A 24,539-nucleotide genomic window follows, 5' to 3' on the forward strand; every position below is an offset into this window, starting at 1 on the left:
ATGGCGCAGCCTGACCTCGCCACGTTGGGGCTCGACCGCTTCTATCTCGTCGCCGACCGGCTGCACTGGCTGCCGCGGCTGCTGCCGCTCGGGCTGAAGCTGGTGCAGCTCCGGATCAAGGACCAGCCGGAGACGATCGTCCGCGCCGAACTCGCCGAGGGGCTGGCGCTGTGCCGCGCGCACGGGGCGACGCTGGTGGTCAACGACTACTGGCAGCTCGCGATCGATCTCGGCGCCGACTGGCTGCACCTCGGCCAGGAGGATCTCGCGGACGCCGACGTCGCCGCGATCCGCCGCGCCGGCCTCCGCCTCGGCATCTCGACGCATTCGGACGAGGAGCTGGAGGTGGCGCTCGGCGTCGATCCCGACTACGTGGCGCTCGGGCCGGTCTACGAGACGACGCTGAAGAAGATGCCGTGGGGGCCGCAGGGGCTGGACCGGCTCGGTCACTGGCGCGGGCGCATCGCCTGTCCGCTGGTCGGCATCGGCGGCATCACGCTGGAGCGGGCACCGGGGGTGTTCGCGGCCGGCGCCGACATCGTCTCGGTGGTCTCCGACGTGCTCGGCGCGCCGGACCCGGAGGCGCGCTGCGCGGCGTGGCTGGACGCCCGGGACGGCTGGACGCGATGAGCGGCCGCTCAGAACGCCTTGAAGGTCGGGATCGTCTTGGTGTCGGCAATGCCGGCGATGACGTGGAGCTGCTCGTTGACGAAGCGGCCGATGTCCTCGCCGTCCTCGAGGTAGAACTTGACGATCAGGTCGTAGTCGCCGGCGGTGGAATAGATCTCCGAGGCGATCTCCGCATCTGCGATCGCCGTCGCCACCTTGTAGGACTGGCCGAGCTGGCACTTCACGAGCACGAAGAACGCCGTCATCTTGCCTCTCCCCGGGTTGGTCGTCCGCTGCGGCGCGCAGTCGATCACTTCGGGGGGCCGGGTGCAAGGGTGGGGGTGTGCCGGCGGCTTGCCGTGTTGCGCCCCCTCCCGTGCTGCGCACCTCCCCCGCTTCGCAGGAGAGGGGACGCAGGAGGTTAGGGCGCCGTCTCAAACAGCGCTTCGCTACGGCGTAACCTTCGTTTTGCGAAAGCCCCATCACCCATCGTCCCCTCTCCTGCGAAGCGGGGGAGGGACAGGGAGGGGGGAGGCCACACGGCAGGAACCTGCCGCAAGCCACCTCCCCAAAACCACGGAAACCCACACATGACCGCCATCGCCGTCACCATCGCCGGCTCCGATTCCGGAGGCGGGGCCGGGATCCAGGCCGATCTCAAGACCTTCTCCGCGCTCGGCGTCTATGGCGCCAGCGTGATCACCGCGCTGACCGCGCAGAACACCCGCGGCGTCACCGGCATCCACGCGGTGCCGCCGGCGTTCGTGCGGGCGCAGATGGATGCGGTGTTCTCGGACCTCGCCGTCAACGCGGTGAAGATCGGCATGCTGGCCGACCCCGGCGTGATCGAAGCCGTCGCGGCCGGGCTCGACGCCTGGTGCCTGACGCAGGTGGTGCTCGATCCCGTCATGGTGGCGGCGAGCGGGGATCCGCTGCTGCAGCCGGAAGCCGTCGAGACGCTGCGGACGCTGCTCCTGCCGCGGGCCGCGCTGGTGACGCCGAACCTGCCAGAGGCGGCGCGGCTGCTCGGCACCACGCCGGTGACCGACCCCGCCTCGATGGCGGCGCAGGGGCGGGCGATCGTCGAACTCGGCGCGCGCGCCGTGCTGGTCAAGGGCGGTCACGGCGACGACCACGAGAGCGCCGACGTGCTGGTGACCGCCGACAGCGTGCACTGGTTCACCGCGCCGCGGCACGCGACGAACAACACGCATGGCACCGGCTGCACGCTGTCCTCGGCGATCGCGGCGGGGCTCGCCCGCGGCGACGACCTGATCACCGCGGTCGGCAATGCGAAGACCTGGCTGACGGCGGCGATCGTCGCGGCCGACAGCCTCGCCATCGGGCACGGCCACGGGCCGGTGCATCATTTCCACGCCCTCTGGCCGGCACGGGACGACGGGTGACGCCCGCCGTTCCGAGGCTTATCCTCAACCGATGAGCACGATCGAACAGAGTGCCGCCCTCGAACCGGACCGCCTCGGCGCGCGTGATCGCGCCCGCTTCTTCCGCGCGGCCCGGCACGACCGGCTGGAGGGGCTCACCGCCGCCTTCCGGGCCCATCGCTACGCGCCGCACAGCCACGAGACCTATGTCGTCGGCGTCATCGTCGCCGGCTGCGAGGCGTTTCAGTTGCGCGGCGCGCGGCGGCTGGCGGCGGCCGGCGACGTCTGTTTCGTGCATCCCGGCGACGTGCACGACGGCGAGCCCGCCGGCGAGGGCTATGCCTACCGGATGACCTATCCGTCGATCGGGCTGATGCAGGAGATCGCCGCCGACCTCACCGACCGCGACGTCGCGCCGGCGCCGTTCTTCGCCGACCCGGTGCTGCGCGATCCGGCGGCCTATGCCGCCTTCGTCGCGGCGCACCGCGCGCTGGAGGCCGAGCCGGACGGTCTGCTCGGCGAGGAGGCGCTGGTCGCCGCCTATGGGCTGCTCGTCGCGCGCCATGCCGGCGTCGCGCCGATGGCGACGACGCGCGGCACCGGCGCCGCGATCGGCCGGGCGCGCGAGTTCCTCGACGCGCATTTCGCCGAGGAGATCGATCTCGCGCGGCTCGCCGGCGTCGCCGGCCTGTCGCGGCATCATTTCCTGCGCCGGTTCAAGCACGAGACCGGGCTGACGCCGCACGCCTATCTCACCGACTGCCGCGTCCGCGCCGCCCGCCGGCTGGTCGCGGCCGGCGAACCGCTGGCCGAGGTGGCGGCGGCGTGCGGCTTCTTCGACCAGAGCCATCTCACCAACGCCTTCAAGGCCCGCGTCGGCGTGGCGCCCGGGGCGTTCCGGCGCGGCTAGGCCGGGTCAGCCGGCGAGCGCGCGGACGATCATCGCATCATCGACATTGCCGCCCGAAACGATCGCGACCACCGTCTTGCCTTCCAGCGGCAGCTTGCCCGTGAGGGCTGCGGCGAGCGCCACGGCGCCGCCGGGCTCGACCACCAGCTTCAGCCGCCGCGCCGCGAAGGCGACCGCGGCGAGGGCCTCGTCGTCGCTGACGGTGAGGCCGCCGGCGACGCGCGGGCCGTTCACCGAAAAGGTGATCAGCCCCGGCGTCGCCGCCATCAGCGCGTCGCAGATCGAGCCGTCCGGCTCGGCGTTGCGCACGCGGACACCGCCGGCGAGCGAGCGGGCATGGTCGTCGAAACCGGCCGGCTCGACGGTATAGACCGCGCAGCCGGGCGCGAGGCGCTCGACCGCGAGCGAGATCCCCGCCGTCAGCCCGCCGCCGCTGGCGCAGACCAGCACCACGTCGGGGACGCGGCCGAGGTCGGCGAGCTGGCGGACCAGCTCGAGGCCGGTGGTGCCCTGGCCGGCCATCACGCCGGGGTCGTCGTAGGGGTGGACGAAGGTGGCGCCGGTCTCCGCGCAGATCGCGCGGGCGATGACGTCGCGGTCCTCGGTGCGGCGGTCGTAGAGCACGACGCGGGCGCCGTAGCCCTCGGTGTTGCGGATCTTGATCGCCGGCGCATCGCGCGGCATCACGATCACCGCTGGCATGCCGAGGATTTCCGCCGCGGCGGCAACGCCTTGCGCGTGGTTGCCGGACGAGCAGGCGACGACGCCGGGTCCGCGCGCCGCTTCCGGGATCATCGAGAGGCGGTTGAAGGCGCCGCGGAACTTGAAGGAGCCGGTGCGCTGCAGGCACTCGGCCTTGACGAACAGGCGGCCACCCCCGCCGACCGCGACGTCGTGCACGGGCAGCAGCGGCGTCAGGGTGGCGTAGCCCGACAGGCGCGCGGCGGCGGCCTCGATGTCGGCGAAGGTCGGGTCGTGCTGTGGCAGCGGCACCGCGCCGGAGAGATTGGTTGCCGTCGGAGTGCTCATGCCGCCGCCTCGCTCAGCCGCAGCCGGGGCGACGCCCGGCGGGCGGCCGCGGCTGCTTCATTCCGCCGCCGAGGGTTGCGCGATCTTGGGGGCGTTGGCAACCCGCTCGCCGTTGGCGATGCGGATGTTGGTGAGGAACTGCAGCGCCGCCGCCTGCCAGGAATAGGTCAGCGCCAGCTTGCGGCAGGCCTCGGGCGACATCTCGAGTGCGCCGAGGGCCGCGGTGCGCAGGTCCTCGTCGAGCACGCCGACGGGATGGCTGCCGACGATGTCGATCGGCCCCATCACCGGATAGGCCGCGACCGGCACGCCCGAGGCGAGCGCTTCGAGGATGACGTTGCCGAAGGTGTCGGTGCGGCTCGGGAACACGAAGACGTCGGCGGCGGCGTAATGCCGGGCGAGGTCCTCGCCGAACTTCGCGCCGGTGAACACGGTGTCCGGATAGCGCCGGCGCAGCGCGTCGAGCTGCGGGCCGTCGCCGACGACGACCTTGGTGCCGGGCAGGTCGAGGTCGAGGAAGGCCTCGATGTTCTTTTCCACCGAGACGCGGCCGACGTTCATGAAGATCGGCCGCGGCAGGTCGAGGAAGTCCTTGTCGCGCGGGCGGTAGAGGTCGGCGTCGATGCCGCGCGACCAGCGCATCAGCCGGACGAAGCCGCGCTCGGTGAGCTCGCGGGCGAGGCTTTCCGTCGCCACCATGCAGCCGGCGCCGGAATTGTGGAACCGGCGCACGATCGCATAGAGCCAGGATGAGGGGATCGGCAGGCGGGCCGAGACATATTCGGGAAAGCGGGTGTGGTAGCTCGTGGTGAACGGCAGCCCCTGCCGCCGGCACCAGCCGCGCGCGAACAGGCCGAGCGGCCCTTCGGTGGCGATGTGCACGTAGGACGGCTGGCCCTTGGCGATCTCGGCGGCGAAGCGGCGCGGCGTCGTCAGCGACAGCCGGATCTCCGGGTAGGTCGGGCACGGCACCGTGCGAAAGGCCTGCGGCGTCACCATGGTGACGTCGACGCCCATCTTGCGCAGCTCGGTGTTGTTGCGATCGATCGAGCGCACCACGCCGTTGACTTGCGGGTGCCAGGCATCGGTCACGATGGTGATGCGGGTCATGCGGCGGCCTGGGCGCCGGGGGCCGGCTCGCTCACCGGCTCGGCGAGGTCGGACGCCGCGGACCGCGCGGACAGCCGGGTCCAGCGCAGGATCTCCATGCGGCCGTCGTGGTGCTCGACCAGCGCCGTGCAGCTCTCGACCCAGTCGCCGGTGTTGTAATAGGCGATGCCGTCGATATCGCGGACGGCGGCGTGGTGGATGTGGCCGCAGACAACGCCGTCGGCGCCGACCCGGCGCGCTTCGCCCGACAGCGCCTGTTCGAAGGCGCCGATGAAGTTGACGGCGTTCTTGACCTTGAGCTTGCCCCAGGCCGACAGCGACCAGTAGGGGAAGCCGAGCCAACGGCGGACCTTGTTGACGACGGTGTTGAGGTTCAGCGCCGCGACATAGGCCCAGTCGCCGAGCAGCGCCAGCCATTTGGCGTGGCGCACGACGACGTCGAACTGGTCGCCGTGGATGACGAGCAGTTTGCGCCCGTCCGCTGTCTCGTGGATCGCGGTGTCGGTGACCTCGACGTCGCCGAAATGGGTGCCGAGGTAGCTGCGCAGGAACTCGTCGTGGTTGCCGGGGGTGTAGACGATGCGGGCGCCCTTGCGCCCCTTGCGCAGCATCTTCTGCACGACGTCGTTGTGCGCCTGGCTCCAGTACCAGGATCGCTTCAGGCGCCAGCCGTCGATGATGTCGCCGACGAGGTAGATCGTCTCGGCATCGTTGTAGCGCATGAAGTCGAGCAAGAGTTCGCTCTGGCAGCCGCGCGTGCCGAGATGGACATCGGAAATAAACAATGTCCGGAAGTGCCGGGCTTCTGGTTGTTCAGACATGACGCGATGCCGACGGGTCGCGTGGACCCTGATCTTTCAGGTGAAGACGACGGCATGTAAGGCGATTCCGACCACAGAATTATGACAGGGGAACTGTCGGAGCCGTCAGGCTTTTGCCGGCTTCCGGCTAACCGAGCAGCGCGCGCAGCGCGACGACCGCACCGACCCCGACCACCACCGCCGCGAGCAGCGGCAGCCGCAGCACGGCGACGATGGTGACGATAGTGGCGAGGATCTCGGCGGGGCCGGCCGCCGCGCCGGGGGCGATCACCGCGACGAGCACGGCGACGGGCAGCGCATCGAGGGCGGCGCGGGCGCGGCCGCCCTGCGGGATGCGGCCGGCGAGCCAGAGGCCGGCGACGCGGGTGGCGTAGGTCGCGACCGCCATGGCGGCGATGGCCGCGAGGTTGGCGGGGGTGAGCGCGAAGGCGTCCATGGCGCGTCTCCTCCGGTCAGCGCTTCGCGGCCGCGGGCAGCGGTGGCGCGGCGGGTGTCGTCAGCGCGGCGGTGGCGATGCCCGCACCGGCGCCGGCGATGACGTACCAGGCGCCCGGCAGCAGCCGGTGCACGAGGATGGCGGCGGCGGCGCTGGCGACGGTGATCTTCAGCGTCGGCCGGCCTTTCCAGAAGCCGGCGACGAGGCCGATGAACACGGCGGTGAAGGCGAAGTCGAAGCCGAGGGCGCGCGGGTCGGCGACCAGCTTGCCCAGCGCCGCGCCGGCGACGGTCAGCACCAGCCAGTTGACGTAGAGCGGCAGGGCAAGGCCGGCGTAGTAGGCCGGGGTCAAAGGGCGCTCCAGCGCCCGGCGTTCGGCGACCGCCCAGATCTCGTCGGCCATGAAGAACACGGCGACGAGGCGCCCGGCGCGGCCGAAGCGGCCGAGCTTCTGCGAAAACGACGCGCCCATCAGCACGTGGCGGAGGTTGATCAGCAGCGTGGTGAGGCCGAGCGCCGCCCAGGGCGCGGGATCGCGCCAGAGGTCGATCGCGAGGAACTGCGCGCTGCCGGCGAAGACGAAGGCGCTCATCGCCAGCACTTCAGCGAGCGACAGGCCCTTGGCGGCGGCGTTGGCGCCGAGGATCAGGCCGAACGGCATCACCGCCACGGCGAGCGGCAGGATGGCGACGACGCCCGCGGCGAATTCGGCGCGGGGGGAGGCGAGGTGCGTGGTCATGGCCGGGGCGTAGCGCGTCACAGCGCCCGCTGGCTTGGAAAAGATTGCTGCCGGGGCCGGATCGGCGCGGATGCTGCCGGATTTGGCGGTCGGGGCGCACGGGCAGATCGCGCCTGTCGTTGGTTCGCTTCCAGCTATCCGCAGACCACGGCCGAGATTGAAGGTGCCTGTCGCGCCGGCTTTTCCTCGCCCTTCGAGACGGCCGCTTGGCGGCTTCCTCAGGGTGGAGATCGGCGCCGTCGTCCGTCAGGCAAACAGGGCGTAGCGCTCGTCGAGGCTCAGGCGAGAGAGGACGTCGGTGTCGTCCTCGTCATGCGCCGCGGCGGCACGCAGCGCGGCGGGCCGGGGCTGCGGGTCGGCCGCGGGCGGCTCGAATGCGGTGTCCGGCTCTTCCTCCGGCTCGTCGAGCGCAGTGTCGGCGGCGAAGGCGTCGATGTCGCCGGCGGACGCCTCGTCCGCCGCGTCAACCGCACCTGCGTCGTCGATCGGTGCTTCCAAGGTCGAGGCGACTTCGAGGAGATCTGCCGCGGCGGCGGCTTCGGCCGTATCGAACGCGCCGGCCCCGAGGTCATTGGTCTCAAGGTCATCGGCCCCGAGCTCATCGGCGGCGAGATCGGCTGCCGTGTCCGAAACGTCGTCGAAGGCCGCGATCTCGTCAAAGGCGGCCACGTCGTCGGCGAGCGGTTCGTCCTCGGCCTCGATCCGGTCGAACACCATGGTGTCGGCGGCGGTGCCGTCGTCGAAGGCCGCAGGTGCCGCGGCCATCAGGTCGTCGACGTCGGCCTGCTCGGTGCCCTGGCCGGCGAGCGCCGGGCCGTTGAGGAGGTGGGCGTCGGGGCGGGTGTCCATGTGGTTGGGATGCGGCCTCGCCACGGGCGCCGCGGTCTCCGACGGCTCCATGCCCCAGATTTCGATCATCGAATCGATGCGGCTCTCGAGGTAGCGCAGCACGTGCACCACCTTCTGCGTCCGCTGGCCGGTGAGGTCCTGGAAGGAACAGGAGGTATAGATCGTGGTCGTCAGCGTCTCGAGCGCGGCGCAGATCTCTTCCTCGACCTTCGCCTCGCGCATCACCCAAGCGATTTCCTGGATCTTCTCCGCCGACTCGAGGATCTCGGAAGTGGCGTGCTCGGTCTGGGTGACGATCGCGTCGAGTTCGTCGGAGGCCTGGTGGAAGCGGCTGCCGGTCGCGCCCTCGAACTTGATCTCGGCGATCTCGGCCTTGGTGCGCTCGATCGCGTCCTTCATCTCGCCGATGTCGAGGCGGATACGGTCGGCGTCGGGGCGGCGCTCGCGGCGCAGCAGCTTCTCGAGCTTGCCGATGGCGTCGACCACGACCACCGTGTCGGCGGCGCGGTGGCGGCGGGCATATTCGGCGAGGAACCAGCGGCCACGCTCGGTTTCCATCACGGCGGCTTCGATCGCCTCGAAGTCCTGCTCGCGCAGCGGGGAGATTTGCGTGTTGGTCATAGCCGCGGGCGAGGCCCCATGATACGTCTTCGGTCGTTTTTCGGCGCCGCAGTTTCATCCGGTCATGCACCCCTGCCTCGGCAAGGGCGTTGTCATCCGTAAATCGACTGATCTGCAACGACGAAGCAGGCGCGACACTAGCGACTGATTCCTACTTTCGAGTTTATGGCCGGTCACTGGTCGTGGCAACCGCACAGTTCCGTCTCTCCGCCGCCGCAGCGATGTCGTTCTTCTTCGGCGCATCGTTGTTCAGCACCGGAATTCTGATTCCCTACTTTCCGCTGATCCTCGCGGCCCGCGGTCTGAGTGCGGAGACGATCGGCTATGTGCTGGCCGCGCCCTATCTGCTCCGCCTCGTCGCGCTGCCGGTGATCGCCGCCCTCGCCGGGCGGCTGCCCGACCGGCGCTTTGCGCTGTCGATCGTGGCCGCCGCGACCTTCGGCGCCGCCATCGCCTTCGGCAGTGCGACCGCGCCCTGGCAGATCTTTGTCACGGCGAGCCTCGTGCTGCTGCTCGTCCAGGGCTTGCAGCCGGTGACCGAGGCGATCGCGCTCAGCATCGACCGGCGCGGGCTCGGCAACTACGGGCGGATGCGGCTCTGGGGCTCGGCGACCTTCATCGTCGCCAACATGGCGGGGGGCGCGCTGCTCGCCGATCGCGGCATCGACGCGGTGTTCCTCGCGCTGCTCGCCACCTTCGCCTTCACCTTCCTCGCCACCTTCGTGCTGCCGGCGACGGGGCGCACGGTCGCCGCCTCGGGCGGCGCCAGCGCCGCGATCCTGCGCGACCGGGTTTTCCTCGCCGTGCTCGTCGCCGGCGGGCTGATCATGGCCGGCCACGCGGCGCTCTACGGCTTTGCCTCGCTGGTCTGGCAGCAGCGCGGCTACTCGGAGGCGGCGATCGGGATCTTCTGGGCGATCGGTGTCGTCGCGGAGATCCTGCTGTTCGCGGCCGGGCCGGCGGTGTTCCGGCACGTCTCGCCCTACGGACTGCTGGTGTTCGCCGCCGCTTCCGGCACGGTGCGCTGGCTTTTGTTTCCGGGCGACTACGGCCCGGCCGTGACGGCGCTGATGCAGGTGTCGCACGCCGGGACCTTCGCCTGCGCCCACCTCGGCATGATGCGCTTCATCTCGTCCGTGGTGCCGGACGGCCGCGTCGCCTCGGCGCAGAGCACCTACGTCATCTTCGTCGGGCTGTTCATGGCGGTGTCGACGGCGCTGTCCGGGGCGGGGTTTGCCGCGCGCGGGGGCGGGACCTTCACGCTGATGGCGGCGTTCTCGGCGGCGGCGCTGGTGCTCCTCCTCGCCGTGGGCCCACGCGTGCAGCGGTTGCCGGTCGCCAGCTGAACCCGGCCGCGGGGGCCTAGCCCCAAAGGTCCGGCGTCGCCGGCTGCACCGTAGAGCCCTCGTAGACGAGGCCGGGCACCCGGTCGGCGGCGAGCAGCAGCGGGCCGTCGAGATCGACGTAGCGGGCGCGGGCGGCGACCAGCAGCGCCGGCGCCATGGCGAGCGACGTCGCCAGCATGCAGCCGACCATGACGTCGAGCCCCGCCGCCTCGGCCGCCGCCGCCATCGCCAGCGCCTCGGTCACGCCGCCGGTCTTGTCGAGCTTGATGTTAACCGCATCGTAGAGCGTGGCGAGGCGCGGGATGTCGGCGCTGGTGTGGGCGCTCTCGTCGGCGCAGACCGGCACGTCGCGCGGCATGTCCGCCAGCGCCGCGTCGGCGCCCTCAGGCAACGGCTGCTCGACGAGGGCGACGCGGTGCTGGCGGCAGGCGGCCATCATCAGCGGAAAGACCTCGGCGGACCAGCCCTCGTTGGCGTCGACGATCAGCGCCGCATCGGGCGCGCCGCTGCGCACGGCGGCGAGGCGCTCGGCGTCGCCGGGGCCGCCGAGCTTGATCTTCAGCAGCGGCCGGCCGGCGTTGGCGCGGGCGGCGGCGGCCATCGCCTCGGGGGTGTCGAGGCTCAGCGTATAGGCGGTGACGAGGGGCGCGGGCTCGGGAAGGCCGAACAGCGCCGCGGCGCGGCGGCCGCTTTGCTTTGCCTCGAGGTCGACGAGGGCGCAGTCGAGTGCGTTGCGGGCTGCACCCGCCTTCATCGTCCGACGCAGCGTTTCGCGGTCCAATCCGGCCGCGACCGCGTCCGCCATCGCCAAGATGTCGGCGGCGACACCCTCGACGGTTTCGCCGTAGCGGGCATAGGGCACGCATTCGCCGCGGCCGGCGTGGGCGCCGTCGGTGACGGTCGCCACCACCACGGCGGCCTCGGTCTTCGAGCCGCGCGAGATGGTGAAGCGACCGGCGATCGGCCAGCGTTCCGCGGCGACGGTGAGGGCGCGCATCAGGCCGGGAACTCCGCGGCGAGGCGGTCGACGAGCGGGCCGACGCCGAAGCGGACCGGGTCGGACGCCGGCAGGCCGTACTCGTCGGCGGTAGCGGCCAGCACGGCGCGGGCTTCCGTCTCGTCGAGGGCGGCGGTGTTGACCGCGATGCCGATGCAGCGGATCGCCGGGTTGGTCAGCCGGCCGCAGGCGATGGTGAGGTCGATCACGTCGGCGATCGTCGGCAGCGGGTGGGCGACATTGCGCATCGTGGTGCGGGTCGGCTCGTGGCAGACGACGAAGGCGTCCGGCTGGCTGCCGTGCAGGAGGCCGAGGGTGACGCCGGCGAACGAGGGGTGGAACAGCGAGCCCTGGCCCTCGACGACGTCCCAGTGGCCGGGGGCGGCGTCCGGCGTCAGCCATTCGGCGGCGCCGGAGATGAAGTCGGCCACCACCGCGTCGATGGCGACGCCGCGGCCGGAGATCAGGATGCCGGTCTGGCCGGTGGCGCGGAAATCGGCGTCCATGCCGCGCGCCCGCATCTCGGCCTCCAGCGCCAGCGCGGTGTACTTCTTGCCGATCGAGCAGTCGGTGCCGACGGTGAGCAGCCGAAGGCCGCTGCGCTTGGTGCCCTTGCCGGTGGCAAAACGCCGGTCGGCGTGGCGCACGTCGAACAGCTTGGCGCCGGCCGCGTCGGCGGCGGCGCGGATTTCCGGCACGTCGCCGAGGCGCATGTGCAGGCCGCTCGCGACGTCCATGCCGGCGGCGATCGCGGCGACGATGGTCGCCACCCAGTGGTCGGGCAGCAGGCCGCCGGGGTTGACGACGCCGATGACGAGGGTCTTCGCGCCGGCGGCCGTCGCCTCGGCGAGGGTGAGGTCGGGCAGGCCGGCGTCGGCGTTGCAGCCGGGAAGGCGCAGCTGGCCGACGCACCAGTCGCGGCGCCAGTCGACGATGCCGAGCCCGGTCTTGGCGGCGAGCGCGTCGTGCACGTCGCCGAGGAAGATCAGATAGGGACGGGCGATCTCCATGGCGCGGACCTTTCGCGGAACGGCGCGTCGCCGCGCGCATTTTGCGACGGTCGACAGGGTGCGGTGCAAACCGGTATATGGGCGGGGAAGATCGGCGGCAAGCATCGGGCAGCGCCCGATGCGAGCCGATGGCGATGGCGGGAGTGACGGCGTGACGAACGCATCCGGTGACCGGTCGAGCAGCGACGCATGACGGAACCGACCGCTCCGGTCGCCGAAGCCGGCGCCGCGACGACCGACGCCGGGCGCGTCGCGCTGGCAGGTGACTGGACCATCGAATCGGCCGGCGTGCTGCGCGATCGGCTGACCCGGGCCATGGACGCCGAACCGGGCGACATCGTCGTCGACGGCAGCGCGATCACCCGCTTCGACACGGCCGGCGCCTGGCTGGTCGAAACCGCGCGGCGACGGCTGGACGCCGACGGCCGCAAGGTCGCGCTGGAGAATTTCGACGCGGACGCGGCGAGCCTGATCGAGACGGTCGGCCGCTTCGGCCAGGACCAGACGTCGGCGCCCGCGCGCGGCAACATCGCCCAGCGCTTCATCGAGGCCGTCGGCCGGCAGGCGCTCGACCTCGTCGGTGATGCGCTCGCGGTGCTCAGCCTGTTCGGCGAACTCTGCGCCGCGGTGGTGGGGCTCCTGACGCTGCGCCGCAAGATGCGCTGGGCGTCGCTGTTCAACCACATCGACCGGATGGGGCTGAAGGCGATCCCGATCGTCGCGCTGATGAGCTTCCTGATCGGCATGATCATCGCCCAGCAGGGCGGCTTCTATCTCCGCACCTTCGGCGCCGAGGTCTACGTCATCGCCCTCGTCGGCGTGCTGGTCTGCCGCGAGATCGGCGTGCTGCTCACCGCGATCATGGTGGCGGGGCGCACGGGCAGCGCGATCACCGCCGAGATCGGCTCGATGAAGATGCGCGAGGAGATCGACGCGCTCACCGTGCTCGGCGTCTCGCCGACCGACGTGCTGGTGATGCCGCGCGTGCTGGCGCTGGTGATCTCGCTGCCGCTGCTCACCATCGTCGCCGACCTCGCGGCGCTCGCGGGGGCCTGGGTGATCGTGGTCACCTATATCGGCATCCCGTCGAACACCTTCTTCCAGCTGCTGCGCGAGGCGGTGACGCTGCAATATGTGCTGATCGGCCTCGCGAAGGCGCCGGTGATGGCGGCGACGATCGGGCTGATGGCCTGCGTCGAGGGGCGCAAGGTGTCGGGCTCGGCCGAATCGCTCGGCCTGCACACCACGCTCTCCGTGGTGAAGGGCATCTTCATGGTGATCGTCATGGATGGCTTCTTCGCCATCATGCTGGCTTCGGCGGGGATCTGACGCATGGACGATCCGGCGCCCGAGGTCATGGAAGCGGCGACGACGGCGAAGACCGACGCAGGCGAGCGGCCGGTGGTGATCCGCGGCCGCGGCATCACGGTCGGCTTCGGTGGCAAGCCGATCCTCGAGGACCTCGACATCGACGTCTACCGCGGCGAGATCCTCGGCGTCGTCGGCGGCTCGGGCACCGGCAAGTCGGTGCTGCTGCGCACGATCATCGGCCTCAACCGGCGCATCGCCGGCACGGTGGAGATCTTCGGGCAGGATCTCGACGCGGCGACGGATGCCGAGCGCAACCGGATCGGCCGCCGCTGGGGCGTCCTCTTCCAGCAGGGCGCGCTGTTTTCCTCGCTGACCGTGCTGCAGAACGTCGCCGTGCCGATCCGCGAGCATTTCCCGATGCCCGAGGACCTGCGCAATGAACTCGCCCGGCTGAAGATCGAGCTCGTCGGCCTGCCGCCGGACGCGGCCGACAAGTTTCCCTCGGAACTGTCGGGCGGCATGATCAAGCGCGCTTCGCTCGCCCGCTCGCTGGCGCTCGACCCCGACATCGTGTTCCTCGACGAGCCGACCGCCGGGCTCGACCCGATCGGCGCCGCCGACTTCGACGCGCTGATCCGCAACCTGCGCGACACGCTGGGTCTCACCGTGTTCATGGTGACGCACGATCTCGACAGCCTGGTCGGCATCACCGACCGCATCGCGGTGCTCGGTAACCGGAAGGTGCTGGTCGACGGCACGTTCCGCGAACTGAAAAACTTCGACCATCCCTGGACGCAAGCCTATTTCAACGGCGAGCGTGCCCAGCACTATGATTTTGAAGCGATGGACGCCGCAGCCGCGGCAGCCGCTTCGACCCGGACCACGGAGAAGGCCTGATGGAGTCCCGCGCCAACTACGCTGCGATCGGCGGCGCCGTGCTGGCGATCGTCGTGATCACCATCGCGTTCATGCTGTGGCTGACCAATGCCGGTGAACGCGCGCAGCGCGTCGCGATCCGCGTCATCTTTCCGGGCGCCGTGACCGGCCTCAACACCGGCTCGGCGGTGCTGTTCAACGGCATCCGCATCGGCGAGGTCTCCGACCTGCAGCTCGATCCGGACGATCCGAGCACCGTCGTCGCGATGATCAACGTCGACCGCACCAAGCCGATCCGCACCGACACCCGCGCCGTGCTGAGCTACCAGGGCTTTACCGGCATCGCGAACCTCGCGCTGGAAGGCGGCTCGCGCAATGCGCCGCTGCTGACCGAGACGGTGCCGCCGGAGGGCGGGATTCCGACGATCCAGGCCGAGGTGTCGCCGTTCCAGGACATTCTGGAAAGCGCGCGCAACGTGCTGATCCGCGCCGACAGCGCGATGGCGGCGATCGACGACTTCATCACCGACAACGGCCCGGCCTTCGGCCGCTCGATCGACAACGTCGAGACCTTCACCCAGGCGCTCGCCCGCAATGCCGACGACATCGGCGGCGTGGTCGAGAACGTCTCCAAGGCGGCCGCGGCGCTCGGCGACATGTCGGACCAGCTGCGTGGCTCGGTGACGCGGGTCGAGGAGATCCTCACCGCGGTCGAGCCGCAGAAGGTGACGGAGATCGTCGACGGCGCGGTTGCGGCGGCCGAACGGCTCGACGGCATCCTCGCCCGCGCCCAGACCATCGCCGACGGCATCGAAGCGGCCGAGATCAACGCGCTGCTCGACAACGTCACGCAGGCGAGCGCCAGCCTCGCCCAGGTGATGGAGCGGGCCGACCAGGTCGTCACCGCGATCGATCCGGCCGAGGTGCGGGCGCTGGTGCAGGCGGTGCGCGAGGCGAGCGAGCGGGTCGGCTCGATCGCCGTCGATGCCGACCGCCTCGTCAAGGCGGTCGATCCGCAGCGCATCGAGACGATCGTGCAGTCGGTCGAGACGGCGACGCGCTCGATCGCCGATACCTCCACGGCGCTCGGCCCGATCGTCGTCACCGTGCGCGACACCTTCGCCCAGGTCGGCGCCGTGGTCGGCGCGATCGATCCGCCGCGGGTGAAGGCCGTCGTCGAGGACGTCAGCGCCTTCACGGCGCGGCTGCAGGGCACCGGCGAGGTGATGGACGAGGTGCTCGGCGACCTCCAGACCGCCTCGAACAGCCTCGCCGACCTCGGCCGGACCATCGACACGCGGCGGCCCGACGTCGACGCCATCATCGTTTCGGCCCGCCAGCTCGCCGACCAGATGAACGGCATCGCGAGCCGCGCCGACGGCGTGCTGCAGAAGATCGACAACTACGTCGAGGGCGACGGCGAGGGGCTGGTCGTCGAGGCGACGGCGGCAATGCGCTCGATCCGCTCGGCGGCGGATACGCTGAACGCGCAGATCGGGCCGATCACGGCGAATGTCGCCAGCTTCTCCGACCGCGGCCTTTCGGGCATCACGCAGTTCGTCATCGAGGGGCGGCGGGCGCTGAGCCGGCTCGAGCGGGTGCTGAGCGGCGTCGAGCGCGATCCGCAGCAGTTCATCTTCGGCAACGACGGCGTGCCGGAGTACGCGCCGCGGCGGCGCTGACCGGGCGTCCCGCACTGCTGAATCTGTTGCAGCGGCGCTACGACGCGGCGGGAACCGTGCCTGGCAGCCGTCGACGGTCTTTTCGTGCGAAGTGACCGTCTCTTAAGGATAGGTTGCGGGATCGGCGAATCGATCCCGTGCGGCTTCAAGGAACAGTCTCGATGATGGCAGGGCAGATGCCGGGCGGCATGGGCGAAGCACGATGCGGCCGGCGGGGATCGGCGGCGCGGCTTTTCGCGGCGTTGTCGCTCGCCGCCCTCGTCTCGGGATGCGCGGCGCTCGGTGGCGGCAGTACGCCGCCGTCGATCTACGACCTCACCGTGCCGGCGACGCCGCCGCCCGCCGGCAGCAGCACGGCGCAACTGCTGGTGCCGGTGCCCTCGGCGATCGAGGCGCTCGATACCGCGCGGATCGCGGTGAACCCGTCGCCGATGCAGATCTCCTATTTCCCCGCGGCGCAGTGGAGCGACGAGCTGCCGCGGCTGCTGCAGGCGAAGCTGGTGCGCGCCTTCGAGAACAGCGGCCGCGCCGGCGCCGTCGGACGCCCCGGCGAGAGCCTGACGATCGATTTCCAGATCATCGTCGACATCCGCAACTTCGCCTTCGACGCCGCCGGCGACGCCGCCGTCGTCTCGCTCGGCGTCAAGATCCTCGACGACCGCACCGGCCGCGTCGTCGCCACCCGCATCTTCGACACCCGCTCCCCCTCCGCCTCCGACACCGCCGAAGCCGGCGTCGCCGCCCTCGACCGGGCCGCGACCGACGCGATCGGGCAGGTGATCGGGTGGGTGCTGGGACGGGTGTGAGGCGGGCGATTTTGCTGACCTGCGGAGCGTGGTGAAGGGCAGGGGATAGGGCGGGTCCGCAGCGCCGGACGGCCTTTGTCCACGGGTTGGTTTCGTCCCAGCTGCTGACCGTCTGCTCCCCCGAGACTGCCGGCATGGCATGCTCAGCCCACGGCGGCTTGATCCCCGCAACTCACCCAAGTCCTCGATCGTCGTTTCCACGATGCCGAGCCTCCCGAAAGGTGGGGTCTGGCGCACCCGGCCTCGTCCTTCGAGACGGCCCTCACGGGCTTCCTCAGGATGAGGCCTCCGAGGGAATTCCTTTTCATTTCAGTCGCTTGCCCTTTTCGTCATCCTGAGGAAGCCGCGAAGCGGCTGTCTCGAAGGGCGAGGGAAAAGCCGCGGCGGCGCCGCGTCCCGTCCTTGCCAAGACCCCTTGGCGCGGGATGGCGAGGTGAGCCGGTTCCTCGATCCGGTGTCCTACAGGGCGACGACAGGCTGCGAACAAGCGGCGTGCCGCACGCCCGGCCGTGCCCCGCGCGCCTCCCGCGCCCCGCCGCCCAGCTCACCTTGATCCGTGGGACGCCCCGCGCGAGCTATCCGCCCACAACGCAGAAGGGCGCCCAACCGGGCGCCCTTCCACGCATTCAAACCATCCCCGCCCGGCCTCAGCCGAGCTTGCCGCTCGCGTGCGCCAGCATGGTGTAGACCTTGCCGGTGTCGGACGCGAGGTAGCCTTCCGCCACGGTGCCGTCGGTGTCGGTGCGCTCGATGTCCTCGAACAGCGACTGGAAGTAGGCGAGGTAGCGGTCGACGGCGGCGCGGAATTCCGGGTCGCGCTGGTACTTGCGGCGGATGTCGTCGAAGGTCTGCTGGCCCTGCAGCGTATAGAGGCGGCGCGTGAAGACGCCGGTCTCGCCGTTGCGGTAGCGATGCCAGAGGTCGACGAAAGCCTCGTGGTCGATCGCGCGGGCGATGTCGACCGACAGCGAGTTCAGCGACTCGACCATGTGCAGCGGGCTGCGGCCGTTCTCGGGCGCACGCGCCGGGGCGGGCTCGTTGCCACGGAGGGCAGGTGCACGCTCGTCGGAGGCGCGGCGCAAGAGGTCGGCGATCCAGCCGCGCTCGCCCTTCGGCGCGGCTGCGGCCGGCACCGTTTCGGGGGCGAGGGTGGCGGCCGGGGCGGCGACCGGCGTCGGCGCCGGACGCGGGGCGGGCTGCGGCCGCGGTGCCGTGGCGACGGCGGTGGCCGCCGCGGCGGGCGCGCTGCTGCGGGTCGGCGCGACGCCGCGCGGCGTCGTCGGTGCGCCGCCGCTGTTGCGGGCGACGATCTCGGAGAGCTCGTTCAGCGCGCGGATCTGCTCGCCGACGACCTTGCGCATCGCGGCGGCCGACTGCTGGGTTTCCTGCGGCAGGGCGAGGATGCCGTCGCGCAGGTCGCCGCGGATCGAGTCGAGCTCGGCCTGGACGGTGCCGGCGGTGCGGCGCATGTCCTCGGTCGCCTCGGCAAAGCGGCGCACCGCGTCGCCGATCGCCTCGCCGACCTCGCGGACGAGGTTTTCCTTCAGCTCGACGAGGGCGTTCTGGGTCTTCTCGCCTTCGAGCTCGGCGGTCATGCCGAGCGACTGCAGCTGCTCGGTGACGTTGGTCGCCGCGGCTTCCGCCGAGCGGGACAGCAGGTGGCCGACCTCGCGGGCGCGCTTGTCGGCGGTCGCCAGCGTGTCGCTGATCAGGGCGGTGAAGCCCTCCATCGAGCGGCCGACGGTGGCGGCGGTGTCGGCGAGGCCATTCGCCGCCGCTTCGAGCGCCGCCTGCTTCTCCGAGACGGTGCCGTCCAGGGTCGTGCTCGCCTCGGCGAGCGCCTTGGCGGCACCCGACAGGGTGCGGGCTTGGCTCTCGAAGCGCTCCGAGATCGCGGTGACGTTGGCCATCACGTCGGTCGAGACCGAGCGCAGCGTCGAGACGTTCTCGGCGATCACCTGGGCGGCGCCGGCGGTGTCGTCGACGACGCGGTCCATGGCGCTGCGGAAGTCGCCGGTCTGCTGGCTGAGGCCGCGCTCGATGCGGGCGAGGTTGCCGCTCGCCTGGGACAGGATCTGGCCGAGGCTCTCGTTGGCTTCGGTGAGCTGGCCGAGCACGCCGGTGATGTCGTCGCGGACGCGCTCGTTGGTGGTCGAGACGGCGGCGACGACGTCGCGGCTCTGCTGGTCGAGGGCGGCGAGCAGGGCGCGCGACGAGGCGGCGACGGCGCGGGACGCCTCGGTGCCCTTGCCGGCGATCTGCTCGACGATGCCGTTGCCGCTGCGGTCGAGTTCGCCGATCAGGCGCTCGCCAGCGAGGCGGACGCGGGCGGTGATCTCGTCGCTTCGGGCGTCGAAGGCATCGGTCAGCACGCCGGCGCCGGTGACGAAGGCATCGGCGAGTTCGCCGCCGCGGCCCTCGATCAGCTCGCGCAGCGTGGTGATGCGCTCGGCGAGCAGGTTGGTGAGGCGCGCGGTGCTGCCGTCGATGAGGCCGGAGGCCTCGCTGCTGCGCGCGGCGAGCGCCGCGTCCAGCGCCTCGGCGGCCTCGGCGAAGCGGCCGGAGATGTCTTCGGCCGAGCCGAGCAGGTTGGAGCGGATGCGGATGCTCTCGCTCGACAGGCGGTCGGAGACCTCGTCGACCGAGGAGACGAGGATCGAGCGGGCGCGCTCGCTCTCGTCGCCGAGGCGGCCGGTGAGGCTGTCGATCGCGGCGACGACGTCGGTGCGGACGCGCTCGCTCTCGGTGGAGAGGGCTTTCGCGAGCAGCTCGACGAGTTCGAGCACCGACTTGCTGGTGCGCTCGCGCTCGATGGCGAGGCGGCCGGTGACGGTGTCGGACATCGCGAGCAGGTCGCCGCGCGACCGCTCGATCTCGCCGCCGATGGCGCCGGTGACGCCGCCGAGGGTTTCCTCGAGCAGGGTGCGGGCGCGCTCCGATTCCGAGCCGATCGCCGCGGTGACGGTGCCGAGGGCGGTTTCGAGCGAGGCGCGGGCGCGCTCCGCCTCGGCGTTGATCGCGCCGGTGACACCGTCGGTGGCGCCGGTGAGCAACTGCTCGGCGCGGCGCGCCTCGGTGTCGATGGCGGTGGTCAGCGCCGTGGTGGTCGCCTCGATCAGCGCGCGGCTGCGACCGGTCTCGGCGGCGATCGCCTCGGTGAGGCTGCCGGCCGCGGCCTGCAGCTCGCCGCGCGACGCCTCGGCACCGCCGGCGATCGCGCCGACGAAGTCGGTGGCGGCCGTCTCGAGGTCGCCGCGGGTCTGCGCGGTGCCGCTGGCGATGGTGTCGACGACGCCGGTGGCGACGCCCTCGAGCAGGCCGCGCGAGCTTTCGGCGCTGCCGGTGACGGCGGCGGCGAACTCGCGGGCGGCGGCTTCGAGGTCTTCACGGGTGCGCAGCGTGCCGCTGGCGACGGTGTCGACGATGCCGCTGGCGACGCCCTCGAGCAGGCCGCGCGAGTTCTCGGCGCTGCCGGTGACGGCGACGGCGAAGTCGCGGGCGGCGGCTTCGAGATCGGCGCGCGAGCGCTCGGTGCCGTCGGCGATCGAGATCGCGACGGTGCCGGCGACGGCTTCCAGCAGGCTGCGCGAGGTCTCGGCGCCGGCGACGACGCGGTCGGCGAACGAGGTGGCGACGAGGTCGAGATCGGCACGCGAGCGTTCGGTGCCGGCGCCGACGGTGGCCGAGAAGCGGTCGGCGGTCTCTTCGAGCAGGGTGCGGGCGCGGTCGGCCTCACCGCCGAGCGAGCCGGCGAAGCCCGCCGTGGTCGCCTCGATGGTGACGCGGGCGCGGGCGGCCTCGTCGGAGATCGCGGTGGCGATCGCGGCGAGGGCGTCGTCGAGCACCGAGCGGGCGCGGTCGGTCTCGGTGCCGAGGCGGCCGGCGGCGTCCTCGACGGTGCCGACGAGCTCGGTGCGGACGCGGTTGCTCTCGCGCTCGAGGATCGAGGCGGCGTCGAGGATGGCGCGGGCGAGCGCCTCGCGGGCGGTCTCGGTCTCGCCGGCGAGGCGGGCCGTGATCGCGCCGAGGCGGGCATCGAGGGTCGTCTGCAGCAGCTCGGCGCGGCTGTCGAGGGTTTCGGCGACCTCGAACACCTTGGAGCCGAGCGAGATGTTGATCTCGGACACCTTGTCGGTGAGGACGTCGGTGAATTCCTCGGTCTTCTTCTGCAGCGACTGCGCCACGACCTCGATGCGGCCCTCGATGGCCTCGACCATCTCGGTCTGGCCGGAGGAGAACGCCTGGGCGAGATCGCGGGTGCGGGCGACGAGGGTCTCGGTGATCTGGCGGGCGCGGGCGTCGAGCGCCTGGTCGATCGCCTGGGTGCGGCGGTCCAGCGTTTCGGCGAGCTGGTCGGTCTTCACCACGATCAGCGCGGTGGCGTTGTCGAGGCGGCCGCCGACGTTCTCGTCGAAGCTGGTGAGGTGGGTGGTGAGGGCGCCCGAGAAGCGCTCGGTGCGCTCGTCGAGCGAGCCGAGCACGGCGCCGGTGCGGCCGTCGATCAGCTCGACCAGCGTGCCGGTGCGGCGGTCGAGCGACTGCTCGAAGTTGCCGAGGCGCTCGTCGAGGGTGGTGACGATGCCGCCGGTGCGGCCGTCGAACAGCGTCTGCAGCCGGTCGACGTTGTCGCCGAGGGCACGGTCGATGACGTTGGAGCCGGCCTCGATCGCGGCCTGGATCGCCAGCGTCCGGGCGGCGAGCGCCGTTTCAAAGCCGGTGACGCGCTCTTCCAGCGTCCGGTCGATCTCGCCGGTGCGGTTGACGAGGCTTTCGACGAGGGCGGCGGCACGGCCGTTGACGATCTCGTCGAGGACGCGGATGCGCGCCTCGAAGCTCGACGACAGCGCGTCGGAGCGATCGTCGAGCAGGGTCGCGAGCTGGTTGCCGGTGATGGCGATGGTCTCGGCGACCTTCTGGCCGCGGGCGTTGATCGAGCGGGCGATCTCGGCGCCGATGGTGGCGAGGCGGTCGGTGAAGTCGGTGCCGGAGGTGGAGAGAGTGCTCTCCACCGAGGCGGCGGCCTGGTCGATCAGGGCGCGGACGGAGTCCGAGCGCTCGGTCAGGGTGCGGGCGATCGCGGCGCCGGTCTCGGCGAGGCTGTCGGCGAGGCCGCCGCCGTTCACCGTGATGACGTCGTGCACCTCGCGGCCGGTCTGCGACAGGCGGTTGACGAGGTCGGTGGCGCGGGTGGCGATCTCGCCGGTGATGCGGCTGCCGGCCTCGTCGAGGCGGTCGTTGATCTCGCCGCCGCGGATGGCGAGGTCGATCATCAGCGCTTCGCCGGTGGAGCGCAGCGTGCCGGTGACGTCGTCCATGCGGTCGGTGAGGGCGGCGACGACCTCGGCGCTGCTGCGCGACACCTCGCCGGAGACCTCGTTGGCGCGTTCGGTCATCACCTCGGCGACCTCGGCGGCGCGGGCGCCGAGTTCCTCGGTGAAGCGGGCGGTGGTTTCGGCCACCGTGTCGGCGATCTCGCGGCCGCGGGCGGAGACGACTTCGTCGATCTCGCTGGCCGACCGGCCGAGCGTTTCGGCAAGCGCCGCGGTGCGGTCGGCGAGGCTCTGGTCGAGGCCGCCGGCGCGCTCGTCGAAGGCGACGACGATGGCGTCGGTGCGGTCGGTGAGCAGCCGCTCGATGGTGGTGGTGCGGCTGGCGAGGGCGGATTCGAGTTCGCCGGTGCGCGCGGCGAGGGTGGTTTCCAGCTCGCCGGTGCGGGCGGCCAGCGCGGTTTCGAGCTCGTTGGTGCGGGCGGCGAGGGTCGCCTGCAGCGCGCCGGTGCGGCTGGTGAGGGCGGTCTCGAGGTCCATCGTGCCGCCGGACAGCGCCGACTGCAGTTCGTCGGTGCGGGCGGCGAGGGCGGCCTGCAGCTCGCCGGTGCGGCTGGTGAGCGTCGCGTCGAGCTCGCCGGTGCGGGCGCCGATCAGCGTCACCAGTTCGCGGCCCTGGCCGTCGAGCGAGGCGACCAGCGCGCCGCCCTGCTCGGTGAGCGTGGCGGTGAGGGCGTTGCCCTGCTCGGCAAGGGTCGCGGCGAGGGTGCCGCCCTGGATCGACAGCGTCTCGACCAGGGTGGTGCCCTGGACGCGGAGCTGCTCGTTGACCTCGGCGCCGCTGGCGGCGAGGCGGTCGGTGATCTGGCCGGCGCGCATCTCGAAGTCGAACATGACGTCGGTGCCGGTCGAGGCGAGGCGCTCGGCGGCTTCCGAGCCGGTGAGCGCCAGGCGGTCGGCGATGTCGGCGCCGGTGAGGGCGAGCTTCTCGGTGACCTCGGTGCCGGTGGCGGCGATCGTCTCGGTGACGGCGCGGCTCTCGGCGGCGAGGCGCTCGGTGGTCTCGGTGACGGTGCGGGCGAGGGTGCCGGTGACGTCGGCGCCGGTCTCGGTGAGGCGGGCGGTGACTTCGGCGGCGGTACCGGCGAGCACGCCGGTGACCTCGGCGGCGGTGCCGACCAGGGCGCCGGTGACGGCGTTGCCCTCGGCGGCGAAGCGCGCGGCGGCCTCGTCGGCGGTGCGCGACAGCGTCTCTGTGACGTCGGCGGCCGTTGCGCTGACGGTGTCGACGACGCGGCCGGCGGCGGAGGCGAGCTGGAAGGTGAGGCTGGTTTCGGTCGCCTCGATCTGGCGGGCGAAGGTCTCGCCCTCGGCGGCAAAGCGGGTGGCGGCGGCGTCCGCGGCGGTGCCGAGGCGCTCGGCGACCTCGTTGCCCGAGGTGGTGAGCTTCTCGTCGACGGTGGCGCCGGTGCGGTCGAGCCGCTCGGCGATGTCGCGGCTCGATTCTTCCATGCGGGTGACGAACTCGTCGCCGCGCTCGGCGACGATCGAGGTGAGGTTGCGGCCGGCGGCGTCGAAGGCGAGCGTCAGCTGCTCGGCCTTTTCGCCCAGCGAGCGGGTGAGGCCGCGGCCGGTCTCTTCCAGGCGGGTCGAGATCAACTCGCCCGCGGTGCGCATTTCCTCGGACAGGTTCTGGTGGGCGCCGGCGATCGAGACGCGGACGCGTTCGGCGTTGGAGACGACGGATTCGCGCTGGTTGACTAGTTCCTCGATCAGCGCACGGATGCGGATCTCGTTCTCGGTGTAGGAGCGCTCGAGCGAGGCGACCTCGTTGTGCACGAGGACCTCGAGCTCGCTGGCGCGGGCCAGCGCCCGCTCGATGCCGTCGCCCATGGCGGCGACTTCGCGGCGGATGGCCTGGCCGACGGTGACGACGGATTCGCGGGCGACGCCCTCCGGCTCGGCGAGGCGCAGGGCGACCTCGGTCATGGAGCGGGCCGCAAGGCGCATTTCCTGCGCCCGCCACAGCATCAGCGCCATGGTCCAGATGAAGAAGACGGGGATGACGAACAGGGCGGCGAGCGTCAGCGCCTGCGGGCGGGCGGCGAGCGTCAGCGGCGCGGTGCCGGCGGCGATGTCGGCGGCGAAGATCGACCAGCCGGCGAGGCCGACGGCGACGCCCCAGGCGATCGAGGCGGCGAAGGCGAGCCAGAACACGGTGGTCGAGGGCCGGCGCTGCAGCTTGTAAAGGACGTTGCCGACGGCGCGGCGATCGTCGTTGGCGGCGCTGGTCGGACGGCCGAGGCGCGGCGGCGCCGGCTCGGCGGCGTCGGGCGCGGGTTCCGGCACGCGGTCGGGCCGCACGGCGTCGGCCCGGGCGGCGGCCTCGGGGCTCGCCGGCTCGGGATCGGAAAACAGGTTGGCGAAATCGCTGTCGGACGGCGTGCCGGAGCCGGGCTTCTGCGGCTCGTCGCCGACGCCGAAGTCGATCTTCAGCGCCTCCTCGACCGCCGACAGTGCCAGTTCAGCCGGATCCGTCTTCTTCGTCGTATTGTTCGCCATTGATCGCCTCGCGTCCGTACTCGATACAGACCGGCCGCTTCTCGCAACGCGCCGCCGATGAGGGGCAAGAGACCGATTGACCGCCGGGGTGACCTCTCCCGACCGCCGATCCGGCGGAAGCCTGCGTTTTCCGCGGAATTCTCCGCCGATTGCGCCGCTTCACAGCCTTGCCG

General features: G+C 71.6%; 18 protein-coding genes. 8 read left to right on the forward strand and 10 right to left on the reverse strand.

Annotated features, from left to right (window positions below; translation table 11 throughout):
* Window positions 1-630: a thiamine phosphate synthase gene (locus tag I5731_RS03165; protein WP_407941810.1), complete on the forward strand. Its 630-nt coding sequence runs from the start codon at window positions 1-3 to the stop codon at window positions 628-630.
* Between the two features lie 8 nt (window positions 631-638).
* Here the strand turns inward: I5731_RS03165 and I5731_RS03170 are convergent, their stop codons facing one another.
* Entirely contained in the window at window positions 639-875 is a 237-nt protein-coding gene (locus tag I5731_RS03170) for an Lrp/AsnC ligand binding domain-containing protein (protein ID WP_197309911.1), read from the reverse strand.
* Window positions 876-1,199: 324 nt separating this feature from the next.
* Between I5731_RS03170 and thiD the strand changes: the two genes are divergently transcribed.
* Together thiD and I5731_RS03180 are read left to right on the forward strand one after the other, a co-directional pair.
* Window positions 1,200-2,015, forward strand: coding sequence for a bifunctional hydroxymethylpyrimidine kinase/phosphomethylpyrimidine kinase (gene thiD, locus I5731_RS03175; RefSeq protein WP_197309912.1), 816 nt, complete (start codon window positions 1,200-1,202; stop codon window positions 2,013-2,015).
* Between the two features lie 31 nt (window positions 2,016-2,046).
* The gene (locus I5731_RS03180; RefSeq protein ID WP_197309913.1) at window positions 2,047-2,904 is read left to right on the forward strand and encodes an AraC family transcriptional regulator; all 858 of its coding nucleotides are present in this window, start codon (window positions 2,047-2,049) and stop codon (window positions 2,902-2,904) included.
* Window positions 2,905-2,910: 6 nt separating this feature from the next.
* On the opposite strand, the gene I5731_RS03185 is transcribed toward I5731_RS03180, so the two are convergent.
* The 6 genes from I5731_RS03185 to I5731_RS03210 all read right to left on the reverse strand — a co-directional run bounded on the left by I5731_RS03185 (window position 2,911) and on the right by I5731_RS03210 (window position 8,509).
* Window positions 2,911-3,933, reverse strand: coding sequence for a threonine ammonia-lyase (locus tag I5731_RS03185; protein ID WP_197309914.1), 1,023 nt, complete (start codon window positions 3,931-3,933; stop codon window positions 2,911-2,913).
* A gap of 57 nt (window positions 3,934-3,990) precedes the next feature.
* Window positions 3,991-5,043: a glycosyltransferase family 4 protein gene (locus tag I5731_RS03190; RefSeq protein WP_197309915.1), complete on the reverse strand. Its 1,053-nt coding sequence runs from the start codon at window positions 5,041-5,043 to the stop codon at window positions 3,991-3,993.
* Window positions 5,040-5,864: a UDP-2,3-diacylglucosamine diphosphatase gene (locus tag I5731_RS03195; RefSeq protein WP_197309916.1), complete on the reverse strand. Its 825-nt coding sequence runs from the start codon at window positions 5,862-5,864 to the stop codon at window positions 5,040-5,042. The genes I5731_RS03190 and I5731_RS03195 overlap by 4 nt, the downstream gene beginning before the upstream one ends.
* Before the next feature lie 127 nt (window positions 5,865-5,991).
* Complete coding sequence (locus I5731_RS03200; RefSeq protein WP_197309917.1) at window positions 5,992-6,300, reverse strand: AzlD domain-containing protein; 309 nt, start codon at window positions 6,298-6,300, stop codon at window positions 5,992-5,994.
* 16 nt (window positions 6,301-6,316) lie between these two features.
* The gene (locus I5731_RS03205) at window positions 6,317-7,039 is read right to left on the reverse strand and encodes an AzlC family ABC transporter permease (protein ID WP_197309918.1); all 723 of its coding nucleotides are present in this window, start codon (window positions 7,037-7,039) and stop codon (window positions 6,317-6,319) included.
* Window positions 7,040-7,285: 246 nt separating this feature from the next.
* Window positions 7,286-8,509, reverse strand: a complete 1,224-nt coding sequence (locus I5731_RS03210) for a protein phosphatase CheZ (RefSeq protein ID WP_197309919.1) — start codon at window positions 8,507-8,509, stop codon at window positions 7,286-7,288.
* Between the two features lie 182 nt (window positions 8,510-8,691).
* Here I5731_RS03210 and I5731_RS03215 point away from each other — a divergent pair, with 182 nt between their 5' ends.
* Window positions 8,692-9,855, forward strand: coding sequence for an MFS transporter (locus I5731_RS03215; protein ID WP_197309920.1), 1,164 nt, complete (start codon window positions 8,692-8,694; stop codon window positions 9,853-9,855).
* 16 nt (window positions 9,856-9,871) lie between these two features.
* Here the strand turns inward: I5731_RS03215 and dgcA are convergent, their stop codons facing one another.
* Together dgcA and dgcN are read right to left on the reverse strand one after the other, a co-directional pair.
* A complete protein-coding gene (dgcA, locus tag I5731_RS03220; protein WP_197309921.1) occupies window positions 9,872-10,852 on the reverse strand; it encodes an N-acetyl-D-Glu racemase DgcA in 981 nt (326 codons plus the stop codon).
* A complete protein-coding gene (gene dgcN, locus I5731_RS03225) occupies window positions 10,852-11,862 on the reverse strand; it encodes an N-acetyltransferase DgcN (RefSeq protein ID WP_197309922.1) in 1,011 nt (336 codons plus the stop codon). The genes dgcA and dgcN overlap by 1 nt, the downstream gene beginning before the upstream one ends.
* Before the next feature lie 189 nt (window positions 11,863-12,051).
* Between dgcN and I5731_RS03230 the strand changes: the two genes are divergently transcribed.
* The 4 genes from I5731_RS03230 (at window position 12,052) to I5731_RS03245 (ending at window position 16,537) form a co-directional block, all read left to right on the forward strand.
* Entirely contained in the window at window positions 12,052-13,191 is a 1,140-nt protein-coding gene (locus I5731_RS03230) for an ABC transporter permease (RefSeq protein ID WP_197309923.1), read from the forward strand.
* A 3-nt stretch (window positions 13,192-13,194) separates the two neighbouring features.
* The gene (locus I5731_RS03235; protein WP_235981495.1) at window positions 13,195-14,070 is read left to right on the forward strand and encodes an ABC transporter ATP-binding protein; all 876 of its coding nucleotides are present in this window, start codon (window positions 13,195-13,197) and stop codon (window positions 14,068-14,070) included.
* Complete coding sequence (locus I5731_RS03240; protein WP_197309924.1) at window positions 14,070-15,731, forward strand: MlaD family protein; 1,662 nt, start codon at window positions 14,070-14,072, stop codon at window positions 15,729-15,731. Before I5731_RS03235 ends, I5731_RS03240 begins: the two co-directional genes overlap by 1 nt.
* A gap of 161 nt (window positions 15,732-15,892) precedes the next feature.
* A complete protein-coding gene (locus tag I5731_RS03245; RefSeq protein ID WP_197309925.1) occupies window positions 15,893-16,537 on the forward strand; it encodes an ABC-type transport auxiliary lipoprotein family protein in 645 nt (214 codons plus the stop codon).
* Between the two features lie 647 nt (window positions 16,538-17,184).
* Here the strand turns inward: I5731_RS03245 and I5731_RS03250 are convergent.
* Window positions 17,185-24,366, reverse strand: a complete 7,182-nt coding sequence (locus I5731_RS03250; protein ID WP_197309926.1) for an apolipoprotein A-IV repeat region-like domain-containing protein — start codon at window positions 24,364-24,366, stop codon at window positions 17,185-17,187.
* Window positions 24,367-24,539: the final 173 nt, after the last annotated feature.

The sequence above is a fragment of the Methylobrevis albus genome (genome assembly GCF_015904235.1).
Lineage (GTDB): Bacteria > Pseudomonadota > Alphaproteobacteria > Rhizobiales > Pleomorphomonadaceae > Methylobrevis_A > Methylobrevis_A albus.